Here is a 23000-nt window from a genome sequence, read left to right on the forward strand (position 1 = left end):
TTTTTGCGAGGTAAAAACGATCTAAGTCAGCGGGCTTGGCCCAGATTGCTGAAGCCGTCCCCCGATGCGCACCATCTCGACGCGCAGCGCCTTGCCCGTGGCATCATCAGTCTCAACATAAAGGCCCGCGCACGTGCCCGCCTCAGCCGCCGGTTCAAAACGCCCCTTACCCATGCCCGTCACAAAACGGCGCAACGGTTCTTTTTTGTCCATGCCAATTACTGAATTGTAATCGCCGCACATGCCCGCATCTGCCTGAAAGGCTGTACCGCTTGGCAAAATCTGCGCATCACCGGTTGGCACATGGGTGTGCGTCCCCACAACGACGCTGGCGCGCCCGTCACAAAAATGCCCCATGGCCATCTTCTCGGATGTTGCCTCGCAATGCACATCGACCAAAATGGCCTGCACCTGACCGCCCAGTGGGTGGCGCGACAACACCGCATCGATGGCCGAAAACGGATCATCAAACGCACGCTTCATGAAGACTTGTCCCAAAACCTGAGTAACCAAAATGCGCTTGCGGCTAGCGGTTTCGAAAATGCGCACGCCGCGGCCCGGTGCTTGCTTGGCAAAGTTCAAAGGGCGAATGATGCGGGTCTCTTTTTCGGCGTATTGCAGCATGTCTCGCTGATCAAAAGCATGATCACCAAGCGTCAGACAATCGGCCCCTGCTTCAAACAGCAACTTGGCATGGGCTTCGTTCAGACCTGCGCCATTGGTTGCATTTTCGCCGTTCACCACAACAAAATCGAGGCCCCATTGCACGCGCATCTTTGGCAGATGTTCGACCACAGCACTGCGGCCAGAGCGGCCAACGACGTCACCTAAAAAGAGTATCTTCATAGGGCCCCTGCCTAGGCCTAGTCGCCGGTGTGAGCAAGATGCGCGCTCAAATAATCCAACAAACGCCTATGGCGTGATCACGCCCTGTTCGGTCACAATCATGTTGAGCGGCTGATCTGTTGGCTCAAGCGGCAAGGCGGTTTGCTGTTGTGCGCTATAGGCAAAGCCAATCGCCAACGTAGGACGCGCAGCGCGCAGCAACTCAAGAGTGCGGTCGTAAAAGCCGCCACCGTAGCCCAAACGCCCGCCAGCGCCATCAAATGCGACAAGCGGCACAATCACAACTTCGGGGATCAACGTATCGCCCTTTTCGGGCACCATCGCCTTAAACGGGCCTTCGATCATGGGCGCGTCAGGTACCCACTCACGAAACGTCAGCGGTTTTCCCGCAGCCTCGATCACGGGCAAGCACACTTTACCGTGTGCAGCGGCCTCGGACATTGCAGGGCGCGGATCAATCTCGGTGTTGATGGGCCAGTATCCGGCGACGCAAGAGCCACGGTATCCTGCAAGAACCTCACTTAGCACACCCGCAGCCGCGTCTGTGCTGGCCTCATGGGCAATGTGGCGGGCGGCAAAAGCAGTGGCGCGGGCGGCCTTTTTCAACGAAGCAAGTTCGTTTTCAGCGCTGCTCATAGTAGCACCATCGCGGCCAAGCCGAGAAACGCGAAAAAGCCTACAACATCCGTAACGGTGGTCACAAAAGCACCGGAGGCAAGCGCAGGATCAACGCCCAGCTTTTCTAGCACCACCGGAATAACCGTGCCCGCAAGCCCCGCAATGACCAAATTGACCACCATGGCTACACCGATGACAGCCCCCAACACGGGCGAGCCAAACCACAGCACACCGACCACGCCCATCACAACCGCAAAAATCAAACCGTTCACCAAGCCCACCAAAACCTCGCGGCGGATAACGCGCCATACGTTGCTGCCGGTCAAATCTTTGGTCGCAATCGCGCGCACAGCCACGGTCAATGACTGCGTGCCCGCATTACCGCCCATGGAGGCAACAATCGGCATCAAAACCGCAAGGGCCACAAATTGCGCGATCACATCTTCAAACTGCGCGATCACGAGCGAGGCCAAGATCGCCGTGACCAAATTTACAGCCAACCAAGGGAAACGGCGCTTGGTGGTCTCGATCACTTTGTCCGACAGCGATCCCTCGCCCACACCTGCAAGCCGCAGGATATCTTCTTCGTGTTCTTCATCTAGCACGGCCATGGCGTCATCTATCGTGATGATGCCTACAAGGCGCTCGTCAGCATCCACAACGGGGGCCGAAATGAGGTGATATTGGTTAAACGCATAGGCCACATCGCCTTCGTCCTGATCCACGCGGAACGTGCGAAAACTGTCCTCAACGATCTCAGTCAACTCTGTGTCGCGGCGTGAGCCTAAAAGCTTGCCAAGTGTCACATAGCCCACGGGCTTCATGCGCGGGTCCGTCAGAACGACGTGATAAAAATCATCCGGCAGATCATCTTCATTTCGCAGAAAATCAATAGCTTGGCCGACTTTCCAATGCTGCGGGGCCATAACGACCTCACGCTGCATCAAACGGCCAGCGGATTCCTCGGGGTATGAAAGTGACTGCTCAACCGCGACGCGGTCCGCATCATCAAGCGCCTCAAGCACCGCGCCCTGTTGCTCGGCGCCCATGTCCTCAAGCAGGTCAACAACGTCGTCAGTTTCAAGATCGCGCACCGCCGAGGCAAGCTCTTGCGGCTCAAGCCCGTCAATGACTCCTTCGCGCAGACTTTCTTCCAACTCGGACAGAACATCCCCGTCCACGCCGCCCTTCCAAACCGACAACAAACGCGACCGCGCGCTGTCATCAATTTGCTCAAGGTAGTCGGCAATATCGGCGGGGTGGAGCGGCTCCATCAGAACCGAGATTGCATCCCCGTCTTGCGCCTCAACAGCCTCGCGCACCGCCGAAGCAAACCGTCCATCAAGGGCGAAATCACCGGCGTCACTCATGGATGCTGTGCTGTCGTGCTCGGCCATTGTTGCCCCCATCGCCCTCGTCGCTGCGCCTCTTGTATGAAACGCGCGGGCCAATCAATCAACCGCGCAATCGCCCGAACCTAGCGGCAGGGGGCGGCCAAAACCATTACCCAGTTGTCGCCGTCTTGCGCCAAACCAAAAGCGCGGGCTTTGGGGTTCAAAATATTGGCGCGGTGCCCCGCAGAGCCCAGCCATGCGGCCAGCACAGCTGCCTCACTGGGCCACGTGTTGGCAATGTTTTCTGCAGCAAAACAGGCATCGTAACCGGTCATTTTCACCCGCTGCAGCACGTTGGAGCCGCTTGAGCCGCGATGCGAGAAAAAACCAACCGTGCTCATGTCAGAGGCATGGGCCAGTGCTGCGCGGTCCAATCGCGTATCACGCACAACCGAGGGCACACTGTTGCGCAACCTGTTTTGATTAACCGCGAGCAGAAAGTCACCCTGTACCGCGGACAGCTCTGCGTATTGCTCACCCTCAATTACGATGGGCCGTAAATTACCGCCAACAGCGCATCCGCTTAGGGTCAAAATACACGCCCCGATCCATACTCGTAACATCTTTCACCCCTTACTAAACGCTATCGTTAAACGGCTCCAAAATCTTCAACGCCTCAGCGTGTACCTGCGCATTTGCAGCAGCTACTACCCGCCCGCCGTGATGGGCTACCCCCCCATCCCAGCTGGTCACAACACCACCCGCGGCCTCGATCACCCCGATCGGACCCGCTACATCATAAGCATTCAACCCCGCTTCGATTACTAAATCAACCTGACCCGTCGCAACCAAAGCATATCCGTAACAATCCATGCCAAACCGCGTTAGTTTGCACAGCTTCGAGACGGCCTCAAAACCTGCGCGTTCAACAGGACTGCCCACTTCGGGGAAAGTGCTGAGCAAAATCGCATCGCCAAGTGCTGTCGTCTGGGTCGATGTACGCAGCGGCATTTCGCCGTGCGGGCCGCTCATCCGTGCGGTGCCAAACCCACCAACGAAACGCTCGCCAATATACGGCTGATCAATCACGCCAAGCAAAACACCGCTCTCATCTTGCAGAGCAATCAACACGCCCCAAGTCGGCGTGCCACTAATGAACCCGCGTGTGCCATCAATCGGATCAAGCACCCACGTCAGCCCCGATGTGCCAGCGGTCGCGCCATATTCTTCACCCAAAATCCCGTCATCGGGCCGCAGATTTGCAAAAACGTCCCGCATCGCACGCTCGGCGGCGCGGTCTGCTTCGGTCACAGGGTCAAAATCGGCTGGGCGCTTGTTGTCCACCACCAGCGGCGCGCGGAAATACGGCAGGATCACATCACGCGCAGCACCTGCTGCCGCATGTGCGGCTTCGATCAAAGCGCGTTGCAGGTCTGGATCAATCGTGCGGCGGTCCATGTGCGGCGCTCCATCAAAGCAAAAAGGGCACCCTACGGCGCCCTAGAGACCTACAGCAGACCCACTGCCCTATTCAAGTGATCCCGAAAATGAGGAAGCGTAAGCTGCGCTAAGCAACGTCGCTGAGGACACGCGCGAGATCAAACAGCTTGCGGCGCTGGTTTTCTGGAATGGCGTAATATGTGCGCACCAATTCCATCGCCTCTTTTTCAGCGAACATGTCATCAACCTCAGTGGTGGGCGTGTCTGCGCCATCAAAGAAAAAGCTAACAGGGCAATCAAGAGCACCGGCAATGTCCCAAAGTCGAGACGCAGAAACCCGATTTGCACCGGTCTCGTACTTTTGGATCTGCTGGAACTTGATCCCGACAGCTTCCGCCAATTGCTGTTGGGTCATCCCCACCAGCCAGCGCCGGTGACGGATCCGTTTCCCAACATGTTCGTCGACGTGATGCGTCATAAATTCATTCCACCTCTGATTGCATAGCAATTACCACAAGCAACCCATGCGACAAATCACAAAAAATTCACGCTGCTGTAGCCAAAAAATTTCAATGTAATGCAATACATTGATAATGTTATAAATAACTAGCCTCTATTGTTGAATATGTGCGCGAATATCTTTCGAAACGAGAAAATATTCAAAATCCTGCATTTGTGGTACATATTTGACACCTTGCCCCTACGTCACTTCACTGTATCCATTGGTATGCAATTAAAACAGCATACAAAATTGTATGGGAAATTTTACAAAAGCACCCTTTTGTCCCTAACGATTCGCCTGAATGCTTAACCAATGAGGCCCGATATGCGCGCTTTTCAAATTCACGACCTCAAAACACCTCCCACTTTGTGTGACGTGCCCCGCCCCGCTGCAGCCGCTGGTGAAGTGGTCGTGAAAGTTGCGGCATGCGGACTAAACTTTGGCGACTTACTGATGATGACGGGCCGCTACCAAGAACGCCCGCCCTTGCCTGCTACATTAGGTATGGAAATCTCTGGCACGGTGGCAGAAGTGGGTAATGGTGTGCACCATCTTCGCGTGGGTCAACGAGTCATTGGATTTGGTGGCCACGGCGGTCTTGCAGATTACTGCGCACTGGCAGCAGACCGTTGCGCCCCGCTTGATGACACTATGGACGACATAACCGCGGCCGCTTTTCAGGTGGCCTACGGGACCAGCCACCTAGCGCTCACCAAGCGCACGCGCCTTGCCAAGGGCGAAACCTTGCTGGTGACTGGCGCCGCCGGTGGTGTTGGACTAACCGCGGTTGAATTGGGGGCCAAGCTTGGCGCAACAGTGATTGCAGCCGCGCGCGGAGCACAAAAACTCGAAATCTGCAAAGCGGCAGGCGCACATCATGTGATCGACACAGATACTGACGACCTAACAGCCCGCGTCAAAGCGCTTGGCGGCGCGGACGTTATCTATGAAACCATCGGTGGTGATGTTTTCACGTCGGCTTTCAAAGCGTGCAACCGAGGCGGGCGTATCGTTGTGATCGGCTTTGCTGGTGGCACTGTGCCCCCCGTTGCTGCAAATCACCTCTTGGTGAAGAACATTGATCTGATCGGTTTTTATTGGGGTGGATACCTACCCATAAATCCGGGCGCGCTGCATGAAAGCCTGAGTGATCTGATGCGTTGGCACGCTGCCGGCAATCTTGCGCCCCACGTCAGCCACGTTCTACCGATTGAGCAAGCAGCAGACGCCTTTGAGTTGTTGCGTGCACGCAAATCTACAGGAAAGATCGTTATTACGCTCTAGCGGTGCGGCTTAATGCAGGCCTTACAACGCAATTTCAAAACACCGTGATTAAAGGTAATTTTGAACCGGATATTCCATACTACACACCAATATATTAGACCGATATCCCTTGAAAACGGGTGGTAGTATGACAATATGACAAGCAATCGCGGCGGGGGTTTTAACCCTTCCCGACGCGGCGTCAGGGAAACTTAAGCGAAAGGGCCAATGGAAATGGCACAATTCGACACTGCCCGCGCAGGCGTGGGCATCCGCACCGCAGAAATCGACGAGGGTCTGCGCGCACATATGAACAAAGTCTACGGCACAATGTCCGTGGGCATGCTGATCACATTCGCAGTAGCTTGGGCCGTGGGTACATCCCCTGCCTTGCTGTCTGTGTTCCGTGACCCCGCAACACTGCAACCAAACATCCTCGGCTGGATCATCATGTTCGCACCGCTGGCGATGGTTTTCGGCTTCAGCGCCATGATTAACCGCTTCTCGGCGGCGGCTGCACAGCTGTTCTTTTACGCCTTTGCGGCGGTGATGGGCCTGTCAATGGCTTGGATCTTCGTGGCCTTCACAGGCATGAGCATCGCGCAAGTGTTCCTGGTAACATCGATCGCCTTCGCGGGTCTGTCGCTTTACGGCTATACTACAAAGAAAGACATCTCAGGCTGGGGTAGCTTCCTCATCATGGGTGTGATCGGCATCTTGGTGGCAATGGTCGTCAACATCTGGCTGCAATCACCAGCGATCATGTTCGTGGTCTCTGTTCTGGGTGTTCTGATCTTCGCGGGCCTCACAGCTTACGACACACAAAAGATTAAGACAGAGTACCTCGCACACGCCCACCACGGCGACACAGAGTGGCTCGGCAAGTCAGCGATCATGGGTGCGTTGAACCTCTACCTCGACTTCATCAACATGTTCATGTTCCTGCTGCAACTGCTCGGCAATCGTGAATAATCAAACGCTAGTTTGACGAACGCAAAGCCCTCCGCGCACATCGCACGGGGGGCTTTTTTCTGTCTGCGATGCAGGTTTAACCTGCAACTAAAGCAGGTGCTCTGAGAGAAGGTACAGAGGCGCAGTAGGTCTCTTTGAGGGGATCCGGAACGTGTATCCCATTGCATCCACCCAAACTGATCTACACACTGTTGAGACGGCTAAACAAAAACCAGCGAACAAAAAAAGCCACGCAGATCTGCGCGGCTTCTTGAATTAGATTAAGTAGTCGGAAAACCAGTAGCGCGAAGCTTACTTGATTTTGCCTTCTTTGTACTCAACGTGCTTGCGGATGACCGGGTCGTATTTGTTTACAACCATTTTCTCAGTCATCGTGCGGGCATTCTTTTTGGTCACGTAGAAGTGGCCAGTGCCTGCTGTTGAATTCAGGCGGATTTTAATCGTGGTTGGCTTCGCCATTTGATCTCTCCTAAAAGGGGGCCGCGCCACACCTCGGGGGCCGCTCCGGAAACTTGAACCCGCCTTCTATCCGCAACAGGCCCCAAGTCAACCTGATTCTGCGTCCAAATCGGGCAAATCATCCGCCGCTTGAAAAATACCTGCGCTAAACTGGCTGATTGGCGGATTGCGGATGGGATACCACCATAATTGCCGTGATATCATCAGGTCCATACGTGATCGGCGCAAGCACCGCCGCCATAATCTGCTGACGCCGCTGCTGTCTACGCGCTTGTGCTCAACGCGCACTGTAAGCCCATCTGCACTGCTACAAATCGCTGCTGCTATCGCCTCTCGCACCGAAGCAGGCCAAAGCATCTTCCAATGCAGCCCCTTGCGCTCACCTACACCGAAGTGGCTTTGGCTCATGTTATTTTCGCGGATGATCCTGCCATCCGTTTCAAGAATTTCGACGGACAGGTTCGTTTCGTCCATCATCAAATCCATGCGCGCCTGAGCGCGCGCTCCGCTCAAATCGCACGCATAACTATCGATTGTTCGAATTACATTTAACGCTGCCATAGCGGCAGACCCCAATCATAAACAAAGTATGAATATACTTAGAAACAGCGAACATGCCGCCTCATTGTTTGAACATACACCGTCAACTTTTAACCACACATGAATGTGTAACGTTTAGTTTACATTTTACTTTCAGAATACCGAAACTCATGCTGAGTAAAAATGTGTGGAGGGTCTATAAGCCGGATTTTGTCCAAGGCGTTGCCACCTCTGGATGACCATTCCTCTAGCGGACCTGTCACCAAGCCCGTCAAGCTGCCAACCCGAACCTGCTGGGGCCGATGGCGCCCCGCCCGACCGAAATCAGGCACGCGGTTCCTATTTGGCATTGCTCCTGGTGGGGCTTGCCATGCCGTCCCTGTTACCAGCGACGCGGTGGTCTCTTAAACCACCGTTTCACCCTTACCTTGCATGCAAGGCGGTCTGTTTTCTGTGGCGCTATCCGTCAGATTGCTCTGCCCAGGCGTTACCTGGCACCATTCCATCACGGAGTCCGGACTTTCCTCGATGCGCGCCCCCGAAAGGGCGCAACAGCGCGGTCATCCGACCCTCCACACATAGACTCGCGCTTACCCCTGTGCCTGTCTCAGGTCAACGACAAGCTGCGCGCGCTGAACCGTGCCGCAAGATCGTCCATCATCGCGCAGTCCGTCGCATCAAGCGGGCCAACGTGCCACGGGCGAAACCTTTGGCGGAATGCCTCAAAGACCGCATCCACACCCGCCTCGCTCACAGGATAGCCGAACTGTGCAGCAGTCTGCGCAAAATCAGCTGTGTCGCGCCCAATCGATGCATCAGGCCAAACAGAAAGCCCTTTTTGGGCCAAACGTTGCCAATCAAAAAACCGGCCCGGGTCTTGCTTGCGCGCAGGCGCCATATCCGAGTGGCCAATAACGCCGTGTGGTGCGATGCGCCAACGATCCATCACACAGGCCAGCACCACTTCAAGACGATGCATTTGGGCGTCACTAAAACGTACCCGCCCGCTGTTTAGCAGTTCAATCCCGATTGAGCGCGAGTTGATATCACTCACCCCCGCCCAACTGCCTGCCCCTGCGTGCCACGCGCGCATAGTACCGTCCACAAGCGTAAAGAGGCGACCATCCTCATCAATCAGATAGTGACAGCTGACCTCATGCTCGGGGGTACAGAGCCGTTCAAGCACCTCGTCCAAATCTGTCATCGCTGTGTAATGCAGCACCACAAGCTGGGGCGTCAGCCCATCCCGACGGGGGCCGAAATTAGGACTTGGGTGCCAAATACTATCCGCCAGCATTCTGTGCGCGGACCCTAGTTAATTGCCCGACTGTGCCTGAGCACGGGCGCGGCGGTAGGGGCTTGGATCCCAATCACAAGCAAATCCATCACCGTCAGGATCAAGTGCTTTGCGATCACGACGCGGGCCGCCTAACTCCAAAAATTCCTGCTGGGCCAGATCGTCGGATAAATACTGCGCACAATTGCGGGCATTTTTAGCCGCGAGGGCAATGCCGCGACGGGTGTAAAGGCTCTCACCCCGCGCGTTGGTGGTCTGCAGCGCATACTGCACAATGTTCGGCCCAGACGCGCCGTCCCGCGTGGGCAACGCAGTTGGCGCGACCTGCTCGAAGCGGCCTTGGTTTGCCGTGCGCCGTGCCGCGTCCGCTTCAATATCGCGTAACTGCGAAACCGCGTCAAAGTCGTTCTCACGGCTGATACCGGTCACAGCAACGGCTTCGGGGGCGGGATTGCTCGGGGATGCCTCAAGGGGTGCTTGGCCCGAATTATTCAACGCAGCCGTTGTGGCCGCTGCAATCTCTTGGGCGTCAGTCAGGCCTGAGGTTTGTGCGCCACTGACCCCTTGCGCGGCCCCGTTCACTGGGCCCGTTCCTGCGGGAACTGTGATGCCATTTACCTGCGGGTTAAGCGAAGCGGTGGTCACTGCGGGTTCGTTTTCAACCGGCAAGCCAACAGATCCTGTGCCGCGCAATTCTGCATCGCGTTGCTGGCTGCGCAATTTGAAATCATCAAACCCAACGCCGCGTGCACTGTTGGGCACTGCTGGCTGACACGCCGCCAAAAGAGCCACACCAAGCCCCAAGATCACAAAGTTTTTCACCGCAAATACGTCCTTACACTCAATTCAATTGCGTGCGTGGATCACGTGGCGGCTTCGGGCGACAAAACGTCAAAGGCCACGCGATTTTTTACCGCACGGCCAAGGGATTACCACCATTTGGTTGGTTTTGCTACAAATCCTGCGGCGCGTTCCAACGCGTAGGCGGAATTCAACAAATCGCCCTCTTCCCAAGGACGACCGATCAGCTGCAAACCAAGCGGCAGCCCTGACGCATCTGTCCCCGCAGGAACAGCGATGCCCGGCAGACCAGCCAAGTTAACTGTGACGGTGAAAACGTCATTAAGATACATTTGCACTGGATCCGCTGACTTCGCCTCACCAAGGCCAAAAGCCGCAGACGGGGTCGCAGGGGTCAAAATGGCATCCACACCCGCATTAAAGACGTTCTCGAAGTCTTGCTTGATCAACGTGCGCACTTTGCGGGCGCGGTTGAAATACGCGTCATAAAAACCTGCAGACAGCACATACGTACCCACCATGACGCGGCGCTGAACTTCGGCGCCGAACCCTTCGGCACGGGTCTTTTCATACATCTCAGTAATGCCATCACCCGCATCAAGCGTGGCGCGATGGCCGAACCGAACGCCATCATAACGGGCAAGGTTTGAGGACGCCTCGGCAGGGGCAATCACGTAATACGCAGGCAGCGCGTATTTGGTGTGGGGCAGCGAAATATCAATGATCTCGGCACCTGCGTCTTTGAGCATTGCTTGGCCATCGGCCCAAAGCTGTTCAATCTCGGCGGGCATGCCCTCCATGCGGTATTCTTTGGGAATACCAATCTTTTTGCCGCGAATATCACCAGTTAGCGCCGCTTCAAAGTTTGGTACAGCAAGGTTGGCTGATGTGCTATCCTTGGCGTCAAAGCCGCACATAGCCTCAAGCATAATAGCCGCGTCGCGCACATCTTTTGTCATAGGACCCGCTTGATCGAGCGATGACGCAAACGCCACAACACCCCACCGCGAGCACCGCCCGTACGTAGGCTTGATACCGGTGATGCCCGTAAAGGCCGCCGGCTGACGAATTGAGCCACCAGTATCCGTGCCTGTTGCCCCAAGGCACAAATCAGCAGCAACCGCAGCTGCCGACCCACCAGAAGAACCACCCGGCGTCAGCGCACGGTCATCGTGTTTCCACGGATTGATTGCGTCACCATAAACAGAGGTCTCGTTTGAGGACCCCATGGCGAATTCATCCATGTTCAACTTACCAAGCATTACCGCGCCCGCGTCGAACAACTTGCCAGACACCGTGCTTTCGTACTCGGGGCGGAAGCCTTCAAGAATACCCGAAGCGGCCTGCGACGGCACGCCCTTGGTGCAGAACAAATCTTTGATGCCCACAGGGACACCGTTCATATCCGGTGCATCTGCACCGCGACGCGCATCAGCGGCTTTGGCTTGCTCACGGGCGATCTCGGGCGTGTTGTGAACAAATGCGTTCAGCGCCGAGGCACCTTCAATTTCAGACAGGCACGCATCAGTCAGTTCAACGGACGTCAGCTCACCTTTGCGCATGGCGTCACGGGCAGCGGCGATAGTAAGTTTAGACAGATCAGACATCGGGTTTACTCCACCACTTTGGGCACGGCGAAAAAGCCTTCGCGTGCATCGGGGGCATTTTTCAAAACTGCTTTGGGTTGGTTGCCATCAGCGACCACATCTTCGCGGCGATAAAGGCGCTGCGGCGTCACGGATGTCATTGGCTCAACGCCTTCAACATCGACCTCGTTGAGCTGTTCGATAAAGCCCAAGATATTGCTGAATTCCGTGGCGAGCGCGGGCAGCGCGTCGTCTTCCACTTTGATCCGGGCCAGCTTGGCCACTTTGCGGGCGGTATCTATATCAATCGACATTTGGGGTGCTCCGAAACCTATTTAGGGCGGTTTAGCGGGGCGCGCCGGAATTGCCAAGCACGTGCCGCGCCCGCAACGTGCAATAGAGCCTAAAAACGTCAATTACCGTTTTGTTTTCGCACATTGATCGGCTTGAGGTAATCTTCGCCCCAACGCACAACGCATCAGGTCGTTTATTTAGCCGCGCAAACCAGAAAAGAAACGAGTTAACATATCTTGGGCCGCAGAGGCGTTGATGCCGTCATAGACTTCAGGGGCGTGATGACATTGTGGGTGGCTAAAGACGCGCGCGCCTTGGGCAACACCACCGGATTTCGGATCAGCCGCGCCATAATAAAGCCGCGCAATCCGAGCGTTGGAAATAGCCGCTGCACACATCGGACACGGCTCAAGAGTGACGTAGAGATCACATCCCGTGAGCCGCTCAACCCCCAACATTTTACACGCGTCACGGATGGCTAATATTTCCGCATGTGCGGTGGGGTCCGATCGCGCACGCGTCTCATTGCCCGCAGCCGCGATCACATCTCCTTGCCGGACAATCACTGCACCTACGGGAACCTCGCCGCGCTCTGCCGCGGCCGTTGCTTGGCCTAAGGCCACATCCATATGAGTTTGAAACCGCATAGACGCAGTTTACGCCCGCCTGTGCCTGCGTGAAAGCTCTTTGTGAAGTTTCCGCCATCCCCGCCCGCCGTTTCACGTGCTGCCCACAAACGGATCAACGCAGCAAAGGTTATGCGCTAGCCGTGGGCGGGCTTGCGTGCTACGAGCGCGCGTATGAGCAACACACCCAAAACGCCCGCCGACAAAACCGCCGCGAAAACGCCCTCCTCTGCTGCTGAGGCCATTGGTGCGCCGCGCCCTGACGCCAGCGGTGAACCAGTCAAAGGTGAGCGCATCGCCAAGGTTCTGGCTCGCGCCGGTGTTGCCAGCAGGCGCGAGGTGGAGCGTATGATTGAAGCCGGGCGCGTAAGTGTGAACGGTAAGATTATCGACAGCCCCGCGTTGAATGTCGGTCCCGGCGCGCGGTTGATGGTGGATAATGCCCCCATTGGACCCGCTGAAAAAGCCCGTCTGTGGCTATATCACAAGCCAAGCGGCTTGGTGACAACGGACCGTGACGAAAAAGGCCGCACAACTGTCTTTGACGATTTGCCCGAAGACATGCCCCGCGTGATGTCTGTGGGCCGGCTTGATCTTACATCCGAGGGGCTTTTGCTGCTGACCAATGACGGTGACATCAAGCGCCGTTTGGAGCTGCCAAGCACAGGCTGGCTGCGCCGTTACCGCGTGCGGATCAAAGGTAGCCTGTCGGAGAGCAAGTTGGATGAGTTGCGTGCAGGGATTACCGTTGACGGGGTGAAATACCTTGGCATGGACGTGCAGTTTGACCGCCAGCAAGGGGCCAATGCGTGGCTAACGGTGGGTATCCGCGAGGGCAAAAACCGCGAAATTCGCCGCACGATGGAAGCGATGGGCGTGGTGGTGAACCGCCTGATCCGCATCAGCTACGGTCCGTTCCGCCTTAACAATCTCAAAGCCAGCGAAGTAGAAGAAGTCAAAGGCCGCGTCCTGCGCGACCAACTCGGGATCGAGGCTGACGACGACACAGGCTTCGCCAAAAAGGCAGGCAAGAAGCCAGCGTTCAAAGGCAAAGGTAAGCCAGCCTTCAAGTCGCGCGGCGATACAGATGACGCAAGCGGCAAGCCAAAGCGCACCGTAACGCGCAGCGCGCAACGTGATTTTGACCGATCCGGCCGCGTAGCACCTGGCAAGCGCGCGGGCAGTGCAACACGTGTAGGCCGGATGGAAAATCCGAATGGACCCAAAGGACCGTCCAAAGGACCGGGACGCGGACCAGCCAAAGGCCCCCAAGGTGGTGGCAAGCCAAAAGGCCGCCGGTAAACACGGGCGTTAAGCCAAACTGAACAGCCCTGTTCCTTTCTCCGCCAAGCTGCTTTACCCATAGGCCAAGTGTTTATGGTGTGAGGAGCCGCGTTTTATGGCTGATATTTTAACGATCGAAAACCTCGGTAACTTGTTGATGCTGTGCTTTTTGCAAGCGGTACTGGGCTTTGACAACTTGCTCTACATCTCAATCGAGAGCCAACGCGCCCCCGTCGCCAGCCAGAAAGCCGTGCGATTTTGGGGAATCATCATCGCTGTGGCGCTGCGCGTTGTCCTTTTGTTTGTGATGATCCGGCTGATCGACGCGCTGGCAGAACCGTTCTTCATTATGAACTGGGACGGTGTGCTAACGGGCGGCGTAAACTTTGCCACCTGCGTCTTTTTGTTGGGCGGTATTTTCATCATGTACACAGCCGTAAAAGAAATCAGTCACCTGCTGACTGTTGAGCACCTTGATCACGACGTTGAGGGCAAGTCGGGCAAATCTGCAATGAAAGTCGTGATGCTGATTGTATTGATGAACCTGATCTTTAGTTTCGATTCCGTGCTATCGGCATTGGCCATCACAGACGTGTTCTGGGTGCTTGCCACCGCGATTATTCTATCAGGCATCGCCATGCTGGCCCTTGCAGACGCGGTGACTGCGTTTTTGGAAAAGAACCGCATGTACGAGGTTCTTGGCCTTTTCATCTTGTTGATCGTCGGCGTTGTCTTGTTGGGCGAAAGCGGCCAAGCCGCAGCCCACGCCATGCATGACGACAGCCTTGCCTTGATGGTGTTCGGATATGAAGTCATCCCAATGTCTAAAACCACGTTTTACTTCAGCGTCGTGGTGCTGTTTGCGGTGGAAATCATCCAATCGGGCTATACCCGCAAACTAAACGCCGAGCGGCGCACAGGGGCGCGGCCTGGTGGGCACTAAAGGGTCCACAACCGGGCGCCATTGGTAGTTTTGCAAACCGTACATATGTAATCTGGTAAGAGAGTGAAAAGGTAAGCCGATGGAAGAAACGGGCCTTAGAAAAATTGCGTTCTTTTTGTTGATCGCGCTGATTGCCTATGTTGCGGCATCGGGGGGCGCGTGATGGCAAAACGGTATTCCAGCACGCATTCGCCACGCCAAAGCGGTGACCAAGCCACTAGCTCCGCTGTCCGTGCCGAAAGTTTTGCGGGCAAAAAACGCACCAAAGCGGGTGGCCGCGTAAACCTGATGTTTTTTGTGGCAATCCCTTTGGCGATCCGCGCATTCCAAGGCACCCCAAACGAGCTTGCACAGAACTTACTCGCATTTGGGCTGCTCATTCTGGCAGCTTGGCTAACCCGCGAAGGCGTCATCGCCCATGAGGCCTATGACGCGCGCAAAACCGCCCGAAAACCCGCCATACCACGCAAGATTTTAGCCAGCGTCGCTTTGGCGTTGGGGCTTGGCCTTGCTGGCTTCTCGGGGACTGCGTCGTTGATGAATGTAGCCGTATTTATGGTGGTGGGGGTCGTGCTGCATTTGTTTGCGTTTGGTCCTGATCCCCTGCGCGACAAGGGACTTGAAGGGGTCGATAGTTTTCAACAAGACCGCGTCACGAAGGCCGTTGATCAGGCTGAGGCGCACTTGCAAAATATGAAACGCGAAGTGCTGCGCGCGGGCGACCGCCGCCTCACCGAACGGGTAGAGCAATTTGGGGCAACCGCGCGCACGATGTTTCGCACAATTGAAGACGATCCGCGTGATCTGACCGGAGCGCGCAAATTTTTGGGCGTCTATTTGCAGGGCGCGCGGGATGCTACTGCAAAGTTTGCGGATCTTTATGCGCGAAACGGCAATGCGGATGTGCGCGCAGATTACGAGGCGCTGTTGGATGATCTGGAGTTGAATTTTGCAGCACAGACCGAAAAAATGTTGCTCGATGACCGAACAGACATGGACATTGAAATCAAAGTGTTGCGGGATCGACTGCGACGTGAAGGCTTAAGCGCAAGTGGGGAGTGAAAGTATGACGAGTATTCAAGCAAACAAGCAAAAGGCTGAGGCGGCGCTTCAGGATGTGGAGAAGGTCACAAAGGCTGTCTTGGCAGAACCCTCAAACGCGTTGGTAACGTTACAAGAGGCAGACGCGCCCGCAAGCGAGCAGATCAAAAAGCGTATGGCCGAATTGGACATGAGCGATACACAATCGATCATCAGCTTTGGATCAAACGCGCAAACCGAATTACAACAAATCAGTCAGTCCATGCTGGCAGGCGTGCGTAACAAAGACGTAGGCCCCGCCGGTGACAGCCTGCGCGGCATCGTGAGCACCATTCGCGGCTTTTCGGTTAGCGAGCTTGATGTGCGCCGCAAACAATCCTGGTGGGAGCGGCTGTTAGGTCGCGCCGCACCGATGGCAAAATTTGTGGCCCGTTTTGAGGATGTGCAGGGACAGATAGACAAAATCACCGATGATCTTTTGGCCCATGAACATGTACTGTTGAAAGACATCGAAAGCCTTGATGTGCTTTATGAAAAAACGCTGAACTTCTACGATGAGCTGGCGCTTTATATCGCGGCCGGCGAAGAGAAACTGGCGGAACTAGACACAAAAACCATCCCCGCCAAAGAGGCCGAAGTGAGCGCTGCCTCCGAAGAAGACGGTGTGATGAAGGCCCAAGAGTTGCGCGACATGCGCAGCGCCCGCGATGATCTGGAACGCCGCGTGCATGACCTTAAACTGACGCGACAAGTCACAATGCAATCACTGCCCTCGATCCGCTTGGTGCAGGAAAATGACAAATCACTGGTCACGAAAATCAACTCTACGCTGGTCAACACAGTGCCTCTTTGGGAGACACAACTGGCCCAAGCGGTGACCATCCAACGCTCGGCCGAGGCGGCGGGTGCGGTGCGCGATGCCAATGATCTGACGAACGAGCTGCTGACCTCAAACGCCGAAAACTTGCGCAGCGCCAACAAGGTGATCCGCCAGGAAATGGAACGCGGTGTCTTCGACATTGAAGCAGTCAAAAAGGCAAACGCGGATTTGATCGGCACCATTCAGGAAAGCCTCGAAATTGCCGATGAAGGCAAACGCAAACGCGCCGAGGCCGAGACCGAATTGCAAACCATGGAAGCCGAATTGAAGGCGACCCTTGCCGCAGCTACAGCCAAACGCACAGGTCTTGGTGACGCCGCGGGCACGTCTGTTCCTAAGTAAATGATAGGGCGCTGTTCATATCGCGCAGCGCCCTATTCTTTGGGCCGCCTTTTGCGCCACAATGCGCGTAAATTCGCAGCTACTTTTGGCCTTTTGGCAGCAACGGGCTGTGTTACGCCCGGACAAAACGATGCGTTCTATGACAACACAATCAGTATCGATGCCCTCCGCCCCGAGGTGATCCGCTCTGCCAAAAGCTACAAAATTGAGGCCCACTATAAAAAACTGCAGGACTACTTGTTGGTGCGCGGTCTTCTTCGCAAGGACGGCGGCGGTGTAGATACCCCCTTTAGCACCGAAGACTTGGTGCAAAACTTTGTGCGCATTGCGTTTTTTGACGAATACGACACCAATGGTGGCCTTCAAGCCGTTAACAATAAAGCTAGCCCTTTGCGTCGGTGGGACGGGCCCATTCGGATGTCGATCGAATTTGGCGATACAGTCAGCGCGCAAATCCGTAAAGACGACTTGCCGCGCATTAAGGCCTATGCAAAGCGCCTTGAGCGGGTCTCGCGCAAGCGGATCAATCTGACGAACCGCCACGCAAATTACCATGTGTTAGTGCTCAATGAAGATGACCGCCGCCAAATCGGACCACGCCTGCGTGACATGATCCCTGGTGCCTCTGACGGGTTGATCCGCACAGTTGAGAACCTGCCTAAGACGACCCTATGTTTGGTGCTGGCCCTGTCCGACGCCCAAAGCACCGGCGGCTATACCAAAGCGGTCGCCATCATTCGCGCAGAACACCCTGATTTACTCCGCTGGTCGTGCGTGCATGAAGAAGTTGCCCAAGGGCTGGGCCTTGCCAATGACAGTGCGGCTGCACGCCCATCTATTTTCAATGACGACGAAGAGTTTGCTTTGCTGACATCCCATGACGAGTTGTTACTGCGCATGCTTTATGATCCCCGCCTGAAGACAGGCATGAGCGCGCAAGATGCGCTTCCAATTGTGCGCCGCATCGCGGCTGAATTAACGGGTGGCACCTAGCGGGCCTGCCTTTATTTGTTTCTCCCCCAGCGAGGTTATTTCATGGGTATTTTTGATTTTCTAAGCGGCGAGTTCATCGATGTTATTCACTGGGTTGATGATACGCGTGACACAATGGTTTGGCGCTTTGAGCGTGAAGCCCACGAGATTAAATACGGCGCAAAGCTAACTGTGCGCGAAGGCCAAGCGGCTGTGTTTGTTCATGAGGGTCAACTGGCCGATGTGTTCACGCCGGGGCTTTACATGTTGGAAACCAACAACATGCCTGTTTTGACCACCCTGAACCATTGGGATCATGGATTTAAATCCCCCTTCAAATCAGAGATTTATTACGTCAACACAACACGTTTCAATGACCTGAAGTGGGGCACGAAAAACCCGATCATCTGCCGTGATCCTGAGTTTGGCATGGTGCGGTTGCGCGCATTTGGCACCTATTCGGTAAAGGTCAGCGATCCAGCAAAATTCTTGGTCGAGATCGTCGGCACGGATGGTGAGTTCACCATGGATGAAATCAGCTATCAAATACGAAACATCATCGTGCAAGAGTTCAGCCATGTCATTGCAAACGCTGGAATTTCGGTGCTGGATATGGCAGCCAACACCCGTGATCTGGGCAAGCTGGTTGCCCAAGCGATTGCACCCGCAATTGCAAACTACGGGCTGACCATCCCCGAACTTTATATCGAAAACATCAGTCTGCCACCCGCTGTTGAGACCGCCCTTGATAAACGGACCTCAATGGGAATGGCCGGTGATCTGGGCGGGTTTATGCAGTACTCAGCAGCCGAGAGCCTGACGAGCGATGGCGGTGCTGGCGCAGGTATGGGAGCTGGCATGGGCGCCGGATTGGGAATGGGGCTCGGCATTGCGATGGCGCAACAGGCAGGGCCATGGGGCCCACGCCCGAGTGGCTCTACGGGGGCGGTCGCCCCTCCTCCTCCGCCTGTCGAACATGTTTGGCACATCGCCATTAACGGAGAGACCCGTGGGCCGTTTTCAAAAGCAGCAATCGGACAGATGGCAAGCAAAGGCGAGATCGATCGCGCGACATACGTGTGGACCCAAGGCCAAGACGGCTGGCTCAAAGCGGATGATGTCACCGAATTGGCCCAGCTTTTCACGATTTTGCCGCCCCCACCACCTGCCCCAGACCGGTAGACCACAGACGCAATGGACGAAAAACTTGAACATCGCTTTCCATGCGACAGTTGTGGCGCGGACATGCGCTTTGCCCCTCAGCAAGGGCAGCTGGAGTGCGATCATTGCGGTAGCACCGACGTTCTTGAAGGATCTGGACATCACTTCAGTCCCATCCGCGAGCAGGACTTTTCCAACGCGCTGAAAGGCCAGCTTGACGCCAGCGAGACAGAACAAACGAACGTACTGGCCTGCACAAATTGCGGTGCGCAGGTAACGTTTGAAAGCGCTGTCCACGCCGCAGAATGCCCGTTTTGCGCAACACCTGTTGTCACGGGAACAGGCACGCACAGACACATCAAGCCCAAAGGGCTGCTGCCCTTCGCCCTTGACGAACGCGAGGCAAAAGCAGCCATGAACGACTGGCTGGGGCAGTTATGGTTTGCGCCAAATTCGCTCCAAGCGTACGCTCGCAAGGGCCGCAAGATGGAGGGCATCTACGTGCCCTATTGGACATTCGATGCCGCTACCAAAAGTACCTATCGCGGCCAACGGGGCCGGTATTATTCGACGACCAGAACAGTACGCGTGAACGGCAAAAGCCAAACACGGCAAGTGCGCAAAATTCGTTGGACCGCTGTGCGCGGCCGCGTTGCACGGGCGTTTGACGATGTTCTTGTGTTGGCCTCTACATCACTGCCGAAACGCTTCACTGACGCGCTAGAGCCGTGGGATTTATCCTCTTTGGAACCTTACCGCCCCGCGTTTTTGGCCGGTTTCCGCGCCGAGGCCTATACGGTACCCCTTGAGCAAGGATTTGATGAGGCGCGTCAAATTATGGACCGTGTGATTGAGCGTGACGTAAAGTTCGACATTGGCGGCGATGCCCAAAAGATCACCGCACTTGATACGCAAGTCAGCGATGTCACGTTCAAACATATCCTGCTTCCTGTGTGGATGGCCGCCTATAAATACCGCGGACAAACATACCGCTTTGTGGTGAACGCGCGCACCGGCCGCGTACAGGGTGAGCGCCCTTGGTCCGCGTGGAAAATTACGTTAGCCCTGTTGGTCGGTGCCCTGCTTGCAGGTGTGTCGGGCTATTTTTATGCGCTAAGCGAGGGGCTGATATGAGGGCATTGATCCAACGGGTAACACGGGCTGAGGTCGTGGTTGAGGGCAGCGTTATTGGAAAATGCGACGCGGGGTTGTTGGTGCTGATCTGCGCGATGCAAGGCGACACAGACGAGGACGTGGCGCAACTGGCACGCAAAATTCCCAAGCTGCGCATGTTCAACGATGAAAACGGCAAAACCAACGTGTCATTGCTGCAAACCGGTGGTGAGATGTTGATTGTCAGCCAATTCACTTTGGCCGCCGACACCAAAAGCGGCAACCGCCCCGGCTTTTCCGCCGCCGCCCCGTCCGATGAAGGCCACGCAAAATATGAAGCATTCATTGACGCCATCCGTAGCCAAAACATCGTTGCCCAAACCGGCCAATTCGGTGCCGCGATGGAAGTGTCTTTGGTGAACGACGGCCCGTTCACGATCTGGATGGACACGCGCGCTTAGGCCACAACAGTAATCTAACGGCCTAGCCGTTAAACTCGACCCATGCCGCCCGCGGATACAATTGGTGCTCACCGCGAAGACAAACGCAGACTGAGCGTAATAGGCGACAACATCTGGCTGGTAAATGGTGCTGCTGGAGAGAATTGAACTCTCGACCTCTCCATTACCAATGGAGTGCTCTACCTCTGAGCTACAGCAGCGCCGTAAAGTGAAGCGTCTTTACGAGCAATTGGGAAATCGTGCAAGCGCAATCTGGACCCTTTTTGGCAACTGCGGTATGCCGCTTGATATGAGCGATAAACAAAAAACAACCCAAGCCAAAAACGCCGCACAAGCCCGTGACGTGCGATTGAAAGCTGCGCTGAAAGCAAACATGAGCCGCCGCAAGGCACAGGCCCGTGCGCGCGCATCAGACACGGATGAAAAAGCCCAGACGGGCGATTGAGGATAGGACACCCCGATGGATAGTATTTTGGTAAAAGGCGGCGGTGCTGTTTCTGGACAAATCCCGATTGCTGGCGCGAAGAACGCAGCACTGACACTGATGCCGGTCACGCTGCTGAGTGATGAGCCACTGACACTGACCAACACGCCGCGATTGTCAGACATCAAGACTATGACAACGCTGCTGGAAAGTCTCGGCGCGGAAGTAACCAGCCTGCAAAACGGCAAGGTTGTTGCCATGTCGACCCACGGCACAATCAACACCACCGCGCATTACGATATCGTGCGCAAGATGCGCGCCTCTAATCTGGTGCTTGGCCCCCTCTTGGCCCGTGAGGGGCATGCAGTTGTGTCTTTGCCCGGTGGCTGTGCGATCGGCGCGCGTCCAATGGATATCCACACAGATGGTCTGGCCAAAATGGGCGCCCAGATTGACCTTAAGGACGGTTATTTGCACGCCAAGGCGGACGGCGGAAAGCTCAAAGGTGCCGTCATTGATTTCCCGTTTGCATCCGTTGGTGCCACAGAAAACATCATGATGGCAGCGACCCTTGCGAAAGGGACCACTGTTATCAACAATGCCGCGCGCGAGCCTGAAATTGTTGATCTGGCGACCTGTCTGCGCAGCATGGGCGCGCATATTGACGGCGACGGTACATCAACCATTACGATCGAGGGCGTTGAGCGTCTTGGCGGCGCGACCCACCCCGTTGTCACCGACCGGATCGAGCTTGGCACATATATGCTGGCCCCTGTCATCGCGGGTGGCGAGGTTGAGTGTCTGGGTGGCACATTGGCTTTAGTTGGCGCGTTCGCCGAAAAACTGGATGCAGCAGGCGTCAATATTTCCGAGACGAAGAACGGCCTCAAAGTCAGCCTGCGCGGGGACCGTCCCAAAGCGGTTGACGTCACCACAGAGCCTTTCCCGGGTTTTCCAACGGATTTGCAGGCGCAAATGATGGCGATGTTGTGCTTTGCGGACGGTACATCGGTTTTAGAAGAGAAAATCTTTGAGAACCGCTTTATGCACGCCCCAGAGTTGGTACGGATGGGGGCCAACATCGATGTACAGGGCGGCGTTGCCCGCGTTACCGGTGTAGACAGCCTCAAAGGTGCGCCAGTGATGGCCACAGACCTGCGCGCATCCGTTTCGCTTATTCTGGCGGGTCTTGCGGCCCAAGGTGAGACGCTTGTGAACCGCGTTTATCACCTTGATCGCGGCTATGAGCATGTGGAAGAGAAACTGGCTGCCATCGGCGCCAATGTTCAGCGTGTGCAAGGCGCATGAGCGACGCGCGTTTTGAAGACGCGGCAGACAAGCCCCTTCGCCTATTGGGGCACACACCCGAAGATATCCCCGTGATATCGGCGTTACTTCAAGACGCGGTTTTTCCTGCGTCAGAAATGGCGTGGCAACCAAGCAAGCGTCGCTTTGCTATTCTGCTCAATCGGTTCCGTTGGGAAGATGCCCCAAAAGCCCGCAAACGTGGGCGCGCCTTTGAGCGTGTTCAATCGCTGCTGGCCGTGGAGGACGTTCTGAAGGTGTCCTCAATGGGCATCGACCGTGCTGACAAAGAACAAATCCTGTCCCCCTTGGCGCTTGAATGGCAAGCCGGTGATGACGGCGCAGGGATCTTGACGCTTGTGCTTGCGGGTGACGGCGCTATCTCGCTGCATATTGAGGCAATAGAGGTAAGCCTGCGCGACGTGACACGCCCCTATGTTGCAGCCGCAAAAGACGCACCGCATCACCCCGAATAACACCCTCATTTCGCCTTTGC

At 55.8% G+C, this 23000-nt stretch carries 26 protein-coding genes, 1 tRNA gene and 1 other RNA gene; 13 read left to right on the forward strand and 15 right to left on the reverse strand.

Features of this window, described 5'->3' with window-relative positions:
• Positions 1-21: 21 nt before the first annotated feature.
• The 6 genes from OLX08_RS04340 to OLX08_RS04365 form a co-directional block, all read right to left on the reverse strand.
• Entirely contained in the window at positions 22-846 is an 825-nt protein-coding gene (locus tag OLX08_RS04340) for a TIGR00282 family metallophosphoesterase (RefSeq protein WP_391482702.1), read from the reverse strand.
• Between the two features lie 66 nt (positions 847-912).
• The gene (locus OLX08_RS04345) at positions 913-1482 is read right to left on the reverse strand and encodes a 5-formyltetrahydrofolate cyclo-ligase (RefSeq protein ID WP_391482703.1); all 570 of its coding nucleotides are present in this window, start codon (positions 1480-1482) and stop codon (positions 913-915) included.
• Entirely contained in the window at positions 1479-2834 is a 1356-nt protein-coding gene (mgtE, locus tag OLX08_RS04350; RefSeq protein WP_391483170.1) for a magnesium transporter, read from the reverse strand. Before mgtE ends, OLX08_RS04345 begins: the two co-directional genes overlap by 4 nt.
• Positions 2835-2941: 107 nt before the next feature.
• Complete coding sequence (locus OLX08_RS04355) at positions 2942-3421, reverse strand: CAP domain-containing protein (protein ID WP_391482704.1); 480 nt, start codon at positions 3419-3421, stop codon at positions 2942-2944.
• Positions 3422-3434: 13 nt separating this feature from the next.
• Complete coding sequence (locus OLX08_RS04360; RefSeq protein WP_391482705.1) at positions 3435-4256, reverse strand: inositol monophosphatase family protein; 822 nt, start codon at positions 4254-4256, stop codon at positions 3435-3437.
• 109 nt (positions 4257-4365) lie between these two features.
• Complete coding sequence (locus tag OLX08_RS04365; RefSeq protein WP_048597312.1) at positions 4366-4716, reverse strand: helix-turn-helix domain-containing protein; 351 nt, start codon at positions 4714-4716, stop codon at positions 4366-4368.
• A gap of 348 nt (positions 4717-5064) precedes the next feature.
• Here OLX08_RS04365 and OLX08_RS04370 point away from each other — a divergent pair, with 348 nt between their 5' ends.
• Together OLX08_RS04370 and OLX08_RS04375 are read left to right on the forward strand one after the other, a co-directional pair.
• Positions 5065-6024 (forward strand): NADPH:quinone oxidoreductase family protein, encoded by a 960-nt coding sequence (locus tag OLX08_RS04370; protein WP_391482706.1) that lies wholly within the window; start codon positions 5065-5067, stop codon positions 6022-6024.
• 213 nt (positions 6025-6237) lie between these two features.
• Positions 6238-6975, forward strand: a complete 738-nt coding sequence (locus tag OLX08_RS04375; protein WP_048597336.1) for a Bax inhibitor-1 family protein — start codon at positions 6238-6240, stop codon at positions 6973-6975.
• A 291-nt stretch (positions 6976-7266) separates the two neighbouring features.
• On the opposite strand, the gene rpmG is transcribed toward OLX08_RS04375, so the two are convergent.
• From rpmG to OLX08_RS04415, 8 genes are all read right to left on the reverse strand, one after another.
• Positions 7267-7434 (reverse strand): 50S ribosomal protein L33, encoded by a 168-nt coding sequence (gene rpmG / locus OLX08_RS04380; protein WP_048597310.1) that lies wholly within the window; start codon positions 7432-7434, stop codon positions 7267-7269.
• An 87-nt stretch (positions 7435-7521) separates the two neighbouring features.
• Entirely contained in the window at positions 7522-7995 is a 474-nt protein-coding gene (locus OLX08_RS04385; protein WP_391482707.1) for a hypothetical protein, read from the reverse strand.
• A gap of 162 nt (positions 7996-8157) precedes the next feature.
• Positions 8158-8550, reverse strand: an RNA gene (rnpB, locus tag OLX08_RS04390) — RNase P RNA component class A.
• 31 nt (positions 8551-8581) lie between these two features.
• Positions 8582-9271 carry an N-acetylmuramoyl-L-alanine amidase gene (locus OLX08_RS04395; protein ID WP_391482708.1) on the reverse strand — a complete coding sequence of 230 codons (690 nt, stop codon included), beginning with the start codon at positions 9269-9271 and terminating at the stop codon, positions 8582-8584.
• 18 nt (positions 9272-9289) lie between these two features.
• The gene (locus tag OLX08_RS04400; RefSeq protein WP_048597307.1) at positions 9290-10093 is read right to left on the reverse strand and encodes a hypothetical protein; all 804 of its coding nucleotides are present in this window, start codon (positions 10091-10093) and stop codon (positions 9290-9292) included.
• Between the two features lie 107 nt (positions 10094-10200).
• Positions 10201-11679, reverse strand: a complete 1479-nt coding sequence (gatA, locus tag OLX08_RS04405) for an Asp-tRNA(Asn)/Glu-tRNA(Gln) amidotransferase subunit GatA (RefSeq protein WP_391482709.1) — start codon at positions 11677-11679, stop codon at positions 10201-10203.
• Between the two features lie 5 nt (positions 11680-11684).
• Positions 11685-11972, reverse strand: coding sequence for an Asp-tRNA(Asn)/Glu-tRNA(Gln) amidotransferase subunit GatC (gene gatC, locus OLX08_RS04410; RefSeq protein WP_341246004.1), 288 nt, complete (start codon positions 11970-11972; stop codon positions 11685-11687).
• Between the two features lie 177 nt (positions 11973-12149).
• Complete coding sequence (locus OLX08_RS04415; protein ID WP_391482710.1) at positions 12150-12599, reverse strand: nucleoside deaminase; 450 nt, start codon at positions 12597-12599, stop codon at positions 12150-12152.
• A gap of 153 nt (positions 12600-12752) precedes the next feature.
• Between OLX08_RS04415 and OLX08_RS04420 the strand changes: the two genes are divergently transcribed.
• From OLX08_RS04420 to dtd, 8 genes are all read left to right on the forward strand, one after another.
• Positions 12753-13880: a pseudouridine synthase gene (locus OLX08_RS04420; RefSeq protein WP_391482711.1), complete on the forward strand. Its 1128-nt coding sequence runs from the start codon at positions 12753-12755 to the stop codon at positions 13878-13880.
• A 97-nt stretch (positions 13881-13977) separates the two neighbouring features.
• Positions 13978-14805 (forward strand): TerC family protein, encoded by an 828-nt coding sequence (locus OLX08_RS04425; RefSeq protein ID WP_391482713.1) that lies wholly within the window; start codon positions 13978-13980, stop codon positions 14803-14805.
• Between the two features lie 162 nt (positions 14806-14967).
• A complete protein-coding gene (locus tag OLX08_RS04430; RefSeq protein ID WP_391482714.1) occupies positions 14968-15867 on the forward strand; it encodes a 5-bromo-4-chloroindolyl phosphate hydrolysis family protein in 900 nt (299 codons plus the stop codon).
• 4 nt (positions 15868-15871) lie between these two features.
• The gene (locus OLX08_RS04435; RefSeq protein ID WP_391482716.1) at positions 15872-17068 is read left to right on the forward strand and encodes a toxic anion resistance protein; all 1197 of its coding nucleotides are present in this window, start codon (positions 15872-15874) and stop codon (positions 17066-17068) included.
• Positions 17069-18061 carry a DUF2927 domain-containing protein gene (locus OLX08_RS04440; RefSeq protein ID WP_391482717.1) on the forward strand — a complete coding sequence of 331 codons (993 nt, stop codon included), beginning with the start codon at positions 17069-17071 and terminating at the stop codon, positions 18059-18061.
• 42 nt (positions 18062-18103) lie between these two features.
• A complete protein-coding gene (locus tag OLX08_RS04445; protein WP_391482718.1) occupies positions 18104-19222 on the forward strand; it encodes an SPFH domain-containing protein in 1119 nt (372 codons plus the stop codon).
• A 12-nt stretch (positions 19223-19234) separates the two neighbouring features.
• Positions 19235-20335, forward strand: a complete 1101-nt coding sequence (locus OLX08_RS04450; RefSeq protein WP_391482719.1) for a primosomal protein N' (replication factor Y) - superfamily II helicase — start codon at positions 19235-19237, stop codon at positions 20333-20335.
• Positions 20332-20775 (forward strand): D-aminoacyl-tRNA deacylase, encoded by a 444-nt coding sequence (gene dtd, locus OLX08_RS04455; protein WP_391482720.1) that lies wholly within the window; start codon positions 20332-20334, stop codon positions 20773-20775. Before OLX08_RS04450 ends, dtd begins: the two co-directional genes overlap by 4 nt.
• Positions 20776-20900: 125 nt before the next feature.
• On the opposite strand, the gene OLX08_RS04460 is transcribed toward dtd, so the two are convergent.
• A tRNA-Thr gene (locus OLX08_RS04460) sits at positions 20901-20975 on the reverse strand.
• On the opposite strand from OLX08_RS04460, the gene OLX08_RS04465 reads away from it, so the two are divergent.
• Genes OLX08_RS04465 through OLX08_RS04475 form a run of 3 tightly spaced genes read left to right on the forward strand, consistent with a single transcriptional unit; the run spans position 20945 to position 22980 of the window.
• Positions 20945-21220: a hypothetical protein gene (locus tag OLX08_RS04465; protein WP_391482722.1), complete on the forward strand. Its 276-nt coding sequence runs from the start codon at positions 20945-20947 to the stop codon at positions 21218-21220. The genes OLX08_RS04460 and OLX08_RS04465 overlap by 31 nt on opposite strands.
• Before the next feature lie 15 nt (positions 21221-21235).
• A complete protein-coding gene (gene murA / locus OLX08_RS04470; RefSeq protein ID WP_048600118.1) occupies positions 21236-22507 on the forward strand; it encodes a UDP-N-acetylglucosamine 1-carboxyvinyltransferase in 1272 nt (423 codons plus the stop codon).
• Complete coding sequence (locus OLX08_RS04475) at positions 22504-22980, forward strand: DUF2948 family protein (RefSeq protein ID WP_391482724.1); 477 nt, start codon at positions 22504-22506, stop codon at positions 22978-22980. Before murA ends, OLX08_RS04475 begins: the two co-directional genes overlap by 4 nt.
• The last annotated feature ends 20 nt before the right edge of the window (positions 22981-23000 follow it).

Source organism: Nereida ignava (genome assembly GCF_047114695.1).
In the GTDB taxonomy this organism is placed as follows: Bacteria; Pseudomonadota; Alphaproteobacteria; order Rhodobacterales; family Rhodobacteraceae; genus Nereida; species Nereida ignava.

Bases quoted from the DNA above. Each gene is read 5' to 3' on its own strand.
- OLX08_RS04340 (WP_391482702.1), bottom strand. From the start codon at position 846: ATGAAGATACTCTTTTTAGGTGACGTCGTTGGCCGCTCTGGCCGCAGT.
- gatC (WP_341246004.1), bottom strand. From the start codon at position 11,972: ATGTCGATTGATATAGATACCGCCCGCAAAGTGGCCAAGCTGGCCCGG.
- OLX08_RS04465 (WP_391482722.1), top strand. From the start codon at position 20,945: ATGGAGTGCTCTACCTCTGAGCTACAGCAGCGCCGTAAAGTGAAGCGT.
- OLX08_RS04395 (WP_391482708.1), bottom strand. From the start codon at position 9,271: ATGCTGGCGGATAGTATTTGGCACCCAAGTCCTAATTTCGGCCCCCGT.
- murA (WP_048600118.1), top strand. From the start codon at position 21,236: ATGGATAGTATTTTGGTAAAAGGCGGCGGTGCTGTTTCTGGACAAATC.
- OLX08_RS04375 (WP_048597336.1), top strand. From the start codon at position 6,238: ATGGCACAATTCGACACTGCCCGCGCAGGCGTGGGCATCCGCACCGCA.
- OLX08_RS04475 (WP_391482724.1), top strand. From the start codon at position 22,504: ATGAGCGACGCGCGTTTTGAAGACGCGGCAGACAAGCCCCTTCGCCTA.
- OLX08_RS04345 (WP_391482703.1), bottom strand. From the start codon at position 1,482: ATGAGCAGCGCTGAAAACGAACTTGCTTCGTTGAAAAAGGCCGCCCGC.
- rpmG (WP_048597310.1), bottom strand. From the start codon at position 7,434: ATGGCGAAGCCAACCACGATTAAAATCCGCCTGAATTCAACAGCAGGC.
- gatA (WP_391482709.1), bottom strand. From the start codon at position 11,679: ATGTCTGATCTGTCTAAACTTACTATCGCCGCTGCCCGTGACGCCATG.
- OLX08_RS04430 (WP_391482714.1), top strand. From the start codon at position 14,968: ATGGCAAAACGGTATTCCAGCACGCATTCGCCACGCCAAAGCGGTGAC.
- OLX08_RS04450 (WP_391482719.1), top strand. From the start codon at position 19,235: ATGGACGAAAAACTTGAACATCGCTTTCCATGCGACAGTTGTGGCGCG.
- OLX08_RS04435 (WP_391482716.1), top strand. From the start codon at position 15,872: ATGACGAGTATTCAAGCAAACAAGCAAAAGGCTGAGGCGGCGCTTCAG.
- OLX08_RS04445 (WP_391482718.1), top strand. From the start codon at position 18,104: ATGGGTATTTTTGATTTTCTAAGCGGCGAGTTCATCGATGTTATTCAC.
- mgtE (WP_391483170.1), bottom strand. From the start codon at position 2,834: ATGAGTGACGCCGGTGATTTCGCCCTTGATGGACGGTTTGCTTCGGCG.
- dtd (WP_391482720.1), top strand. From the start codon at position 20,332: ATGAGGGCATTGATCCAACGGGTAACACGGGCTGAGGTCGTGGTTGAG.
- OLX08_RS04360 (WP_391482705.1), bottom strand. From the start codon at position 4,256: ATGGACCGCCGCACGATTGATCCAGACCTGCAACGCGCTTTGATCGAA.
- OLX08_RS04355 (WP_391482704.1), bottom strand. From the start codon at position 3,421: ATGTTACGAGTATGGATCGGGGCGTGTATTTTGACCCTAAGCGGATGC.
- OLX08_RS04425 (WP_391482713.1), top strand. From the start codon at position 13,978: ATGGCTGATATTTTAACGATCGAAAACCTCGGTAACTTGTTGATGCTG.
- OLX08_RS04365 (WP_048597312.1), bottom strand. From the start codon at position 4,716: ATGACGCATCACGTCGACGAACATGTTGGGAAACGGATCCGTCACCGG.
- OLX08_RS04415 (WP_391482710.1), bottom strand. From the start codon at position 12,599: ATGCGGTTTCAAACTCATATGGATGTGGCCTTAGGCCAAGCAACGGCC.
- OLX08_RS04440 (WP_391482717.1), top strand. From the start codon at position 17,069: ATGATAGGGCGCTGTTCATATCGCGCAGCGCCCTATTCTTTGGGCCGC.
- OLX08_RS04385 (WP_391482707.1), bottom strand. From the start codon at position 7,995: ATGGCAGCGTTAAATGTAATTCGAACAATCGATAGTTATGCGTGCGAT.
- OLX08_RS04420 (WP_391482711.1), top strand. From the start codon at position 12,753: ATGAGCAACACACCCAAAACGCCCGCCGACAAAACCGCCGCGAAAACG.
- OLX08_RS04370 (WP_391482706.1), top strand. From the start codon at position 5,065: ATGCGCGCTTTTCAAATTCACGACCTCAAAACACCTCCCACTTTGTGT.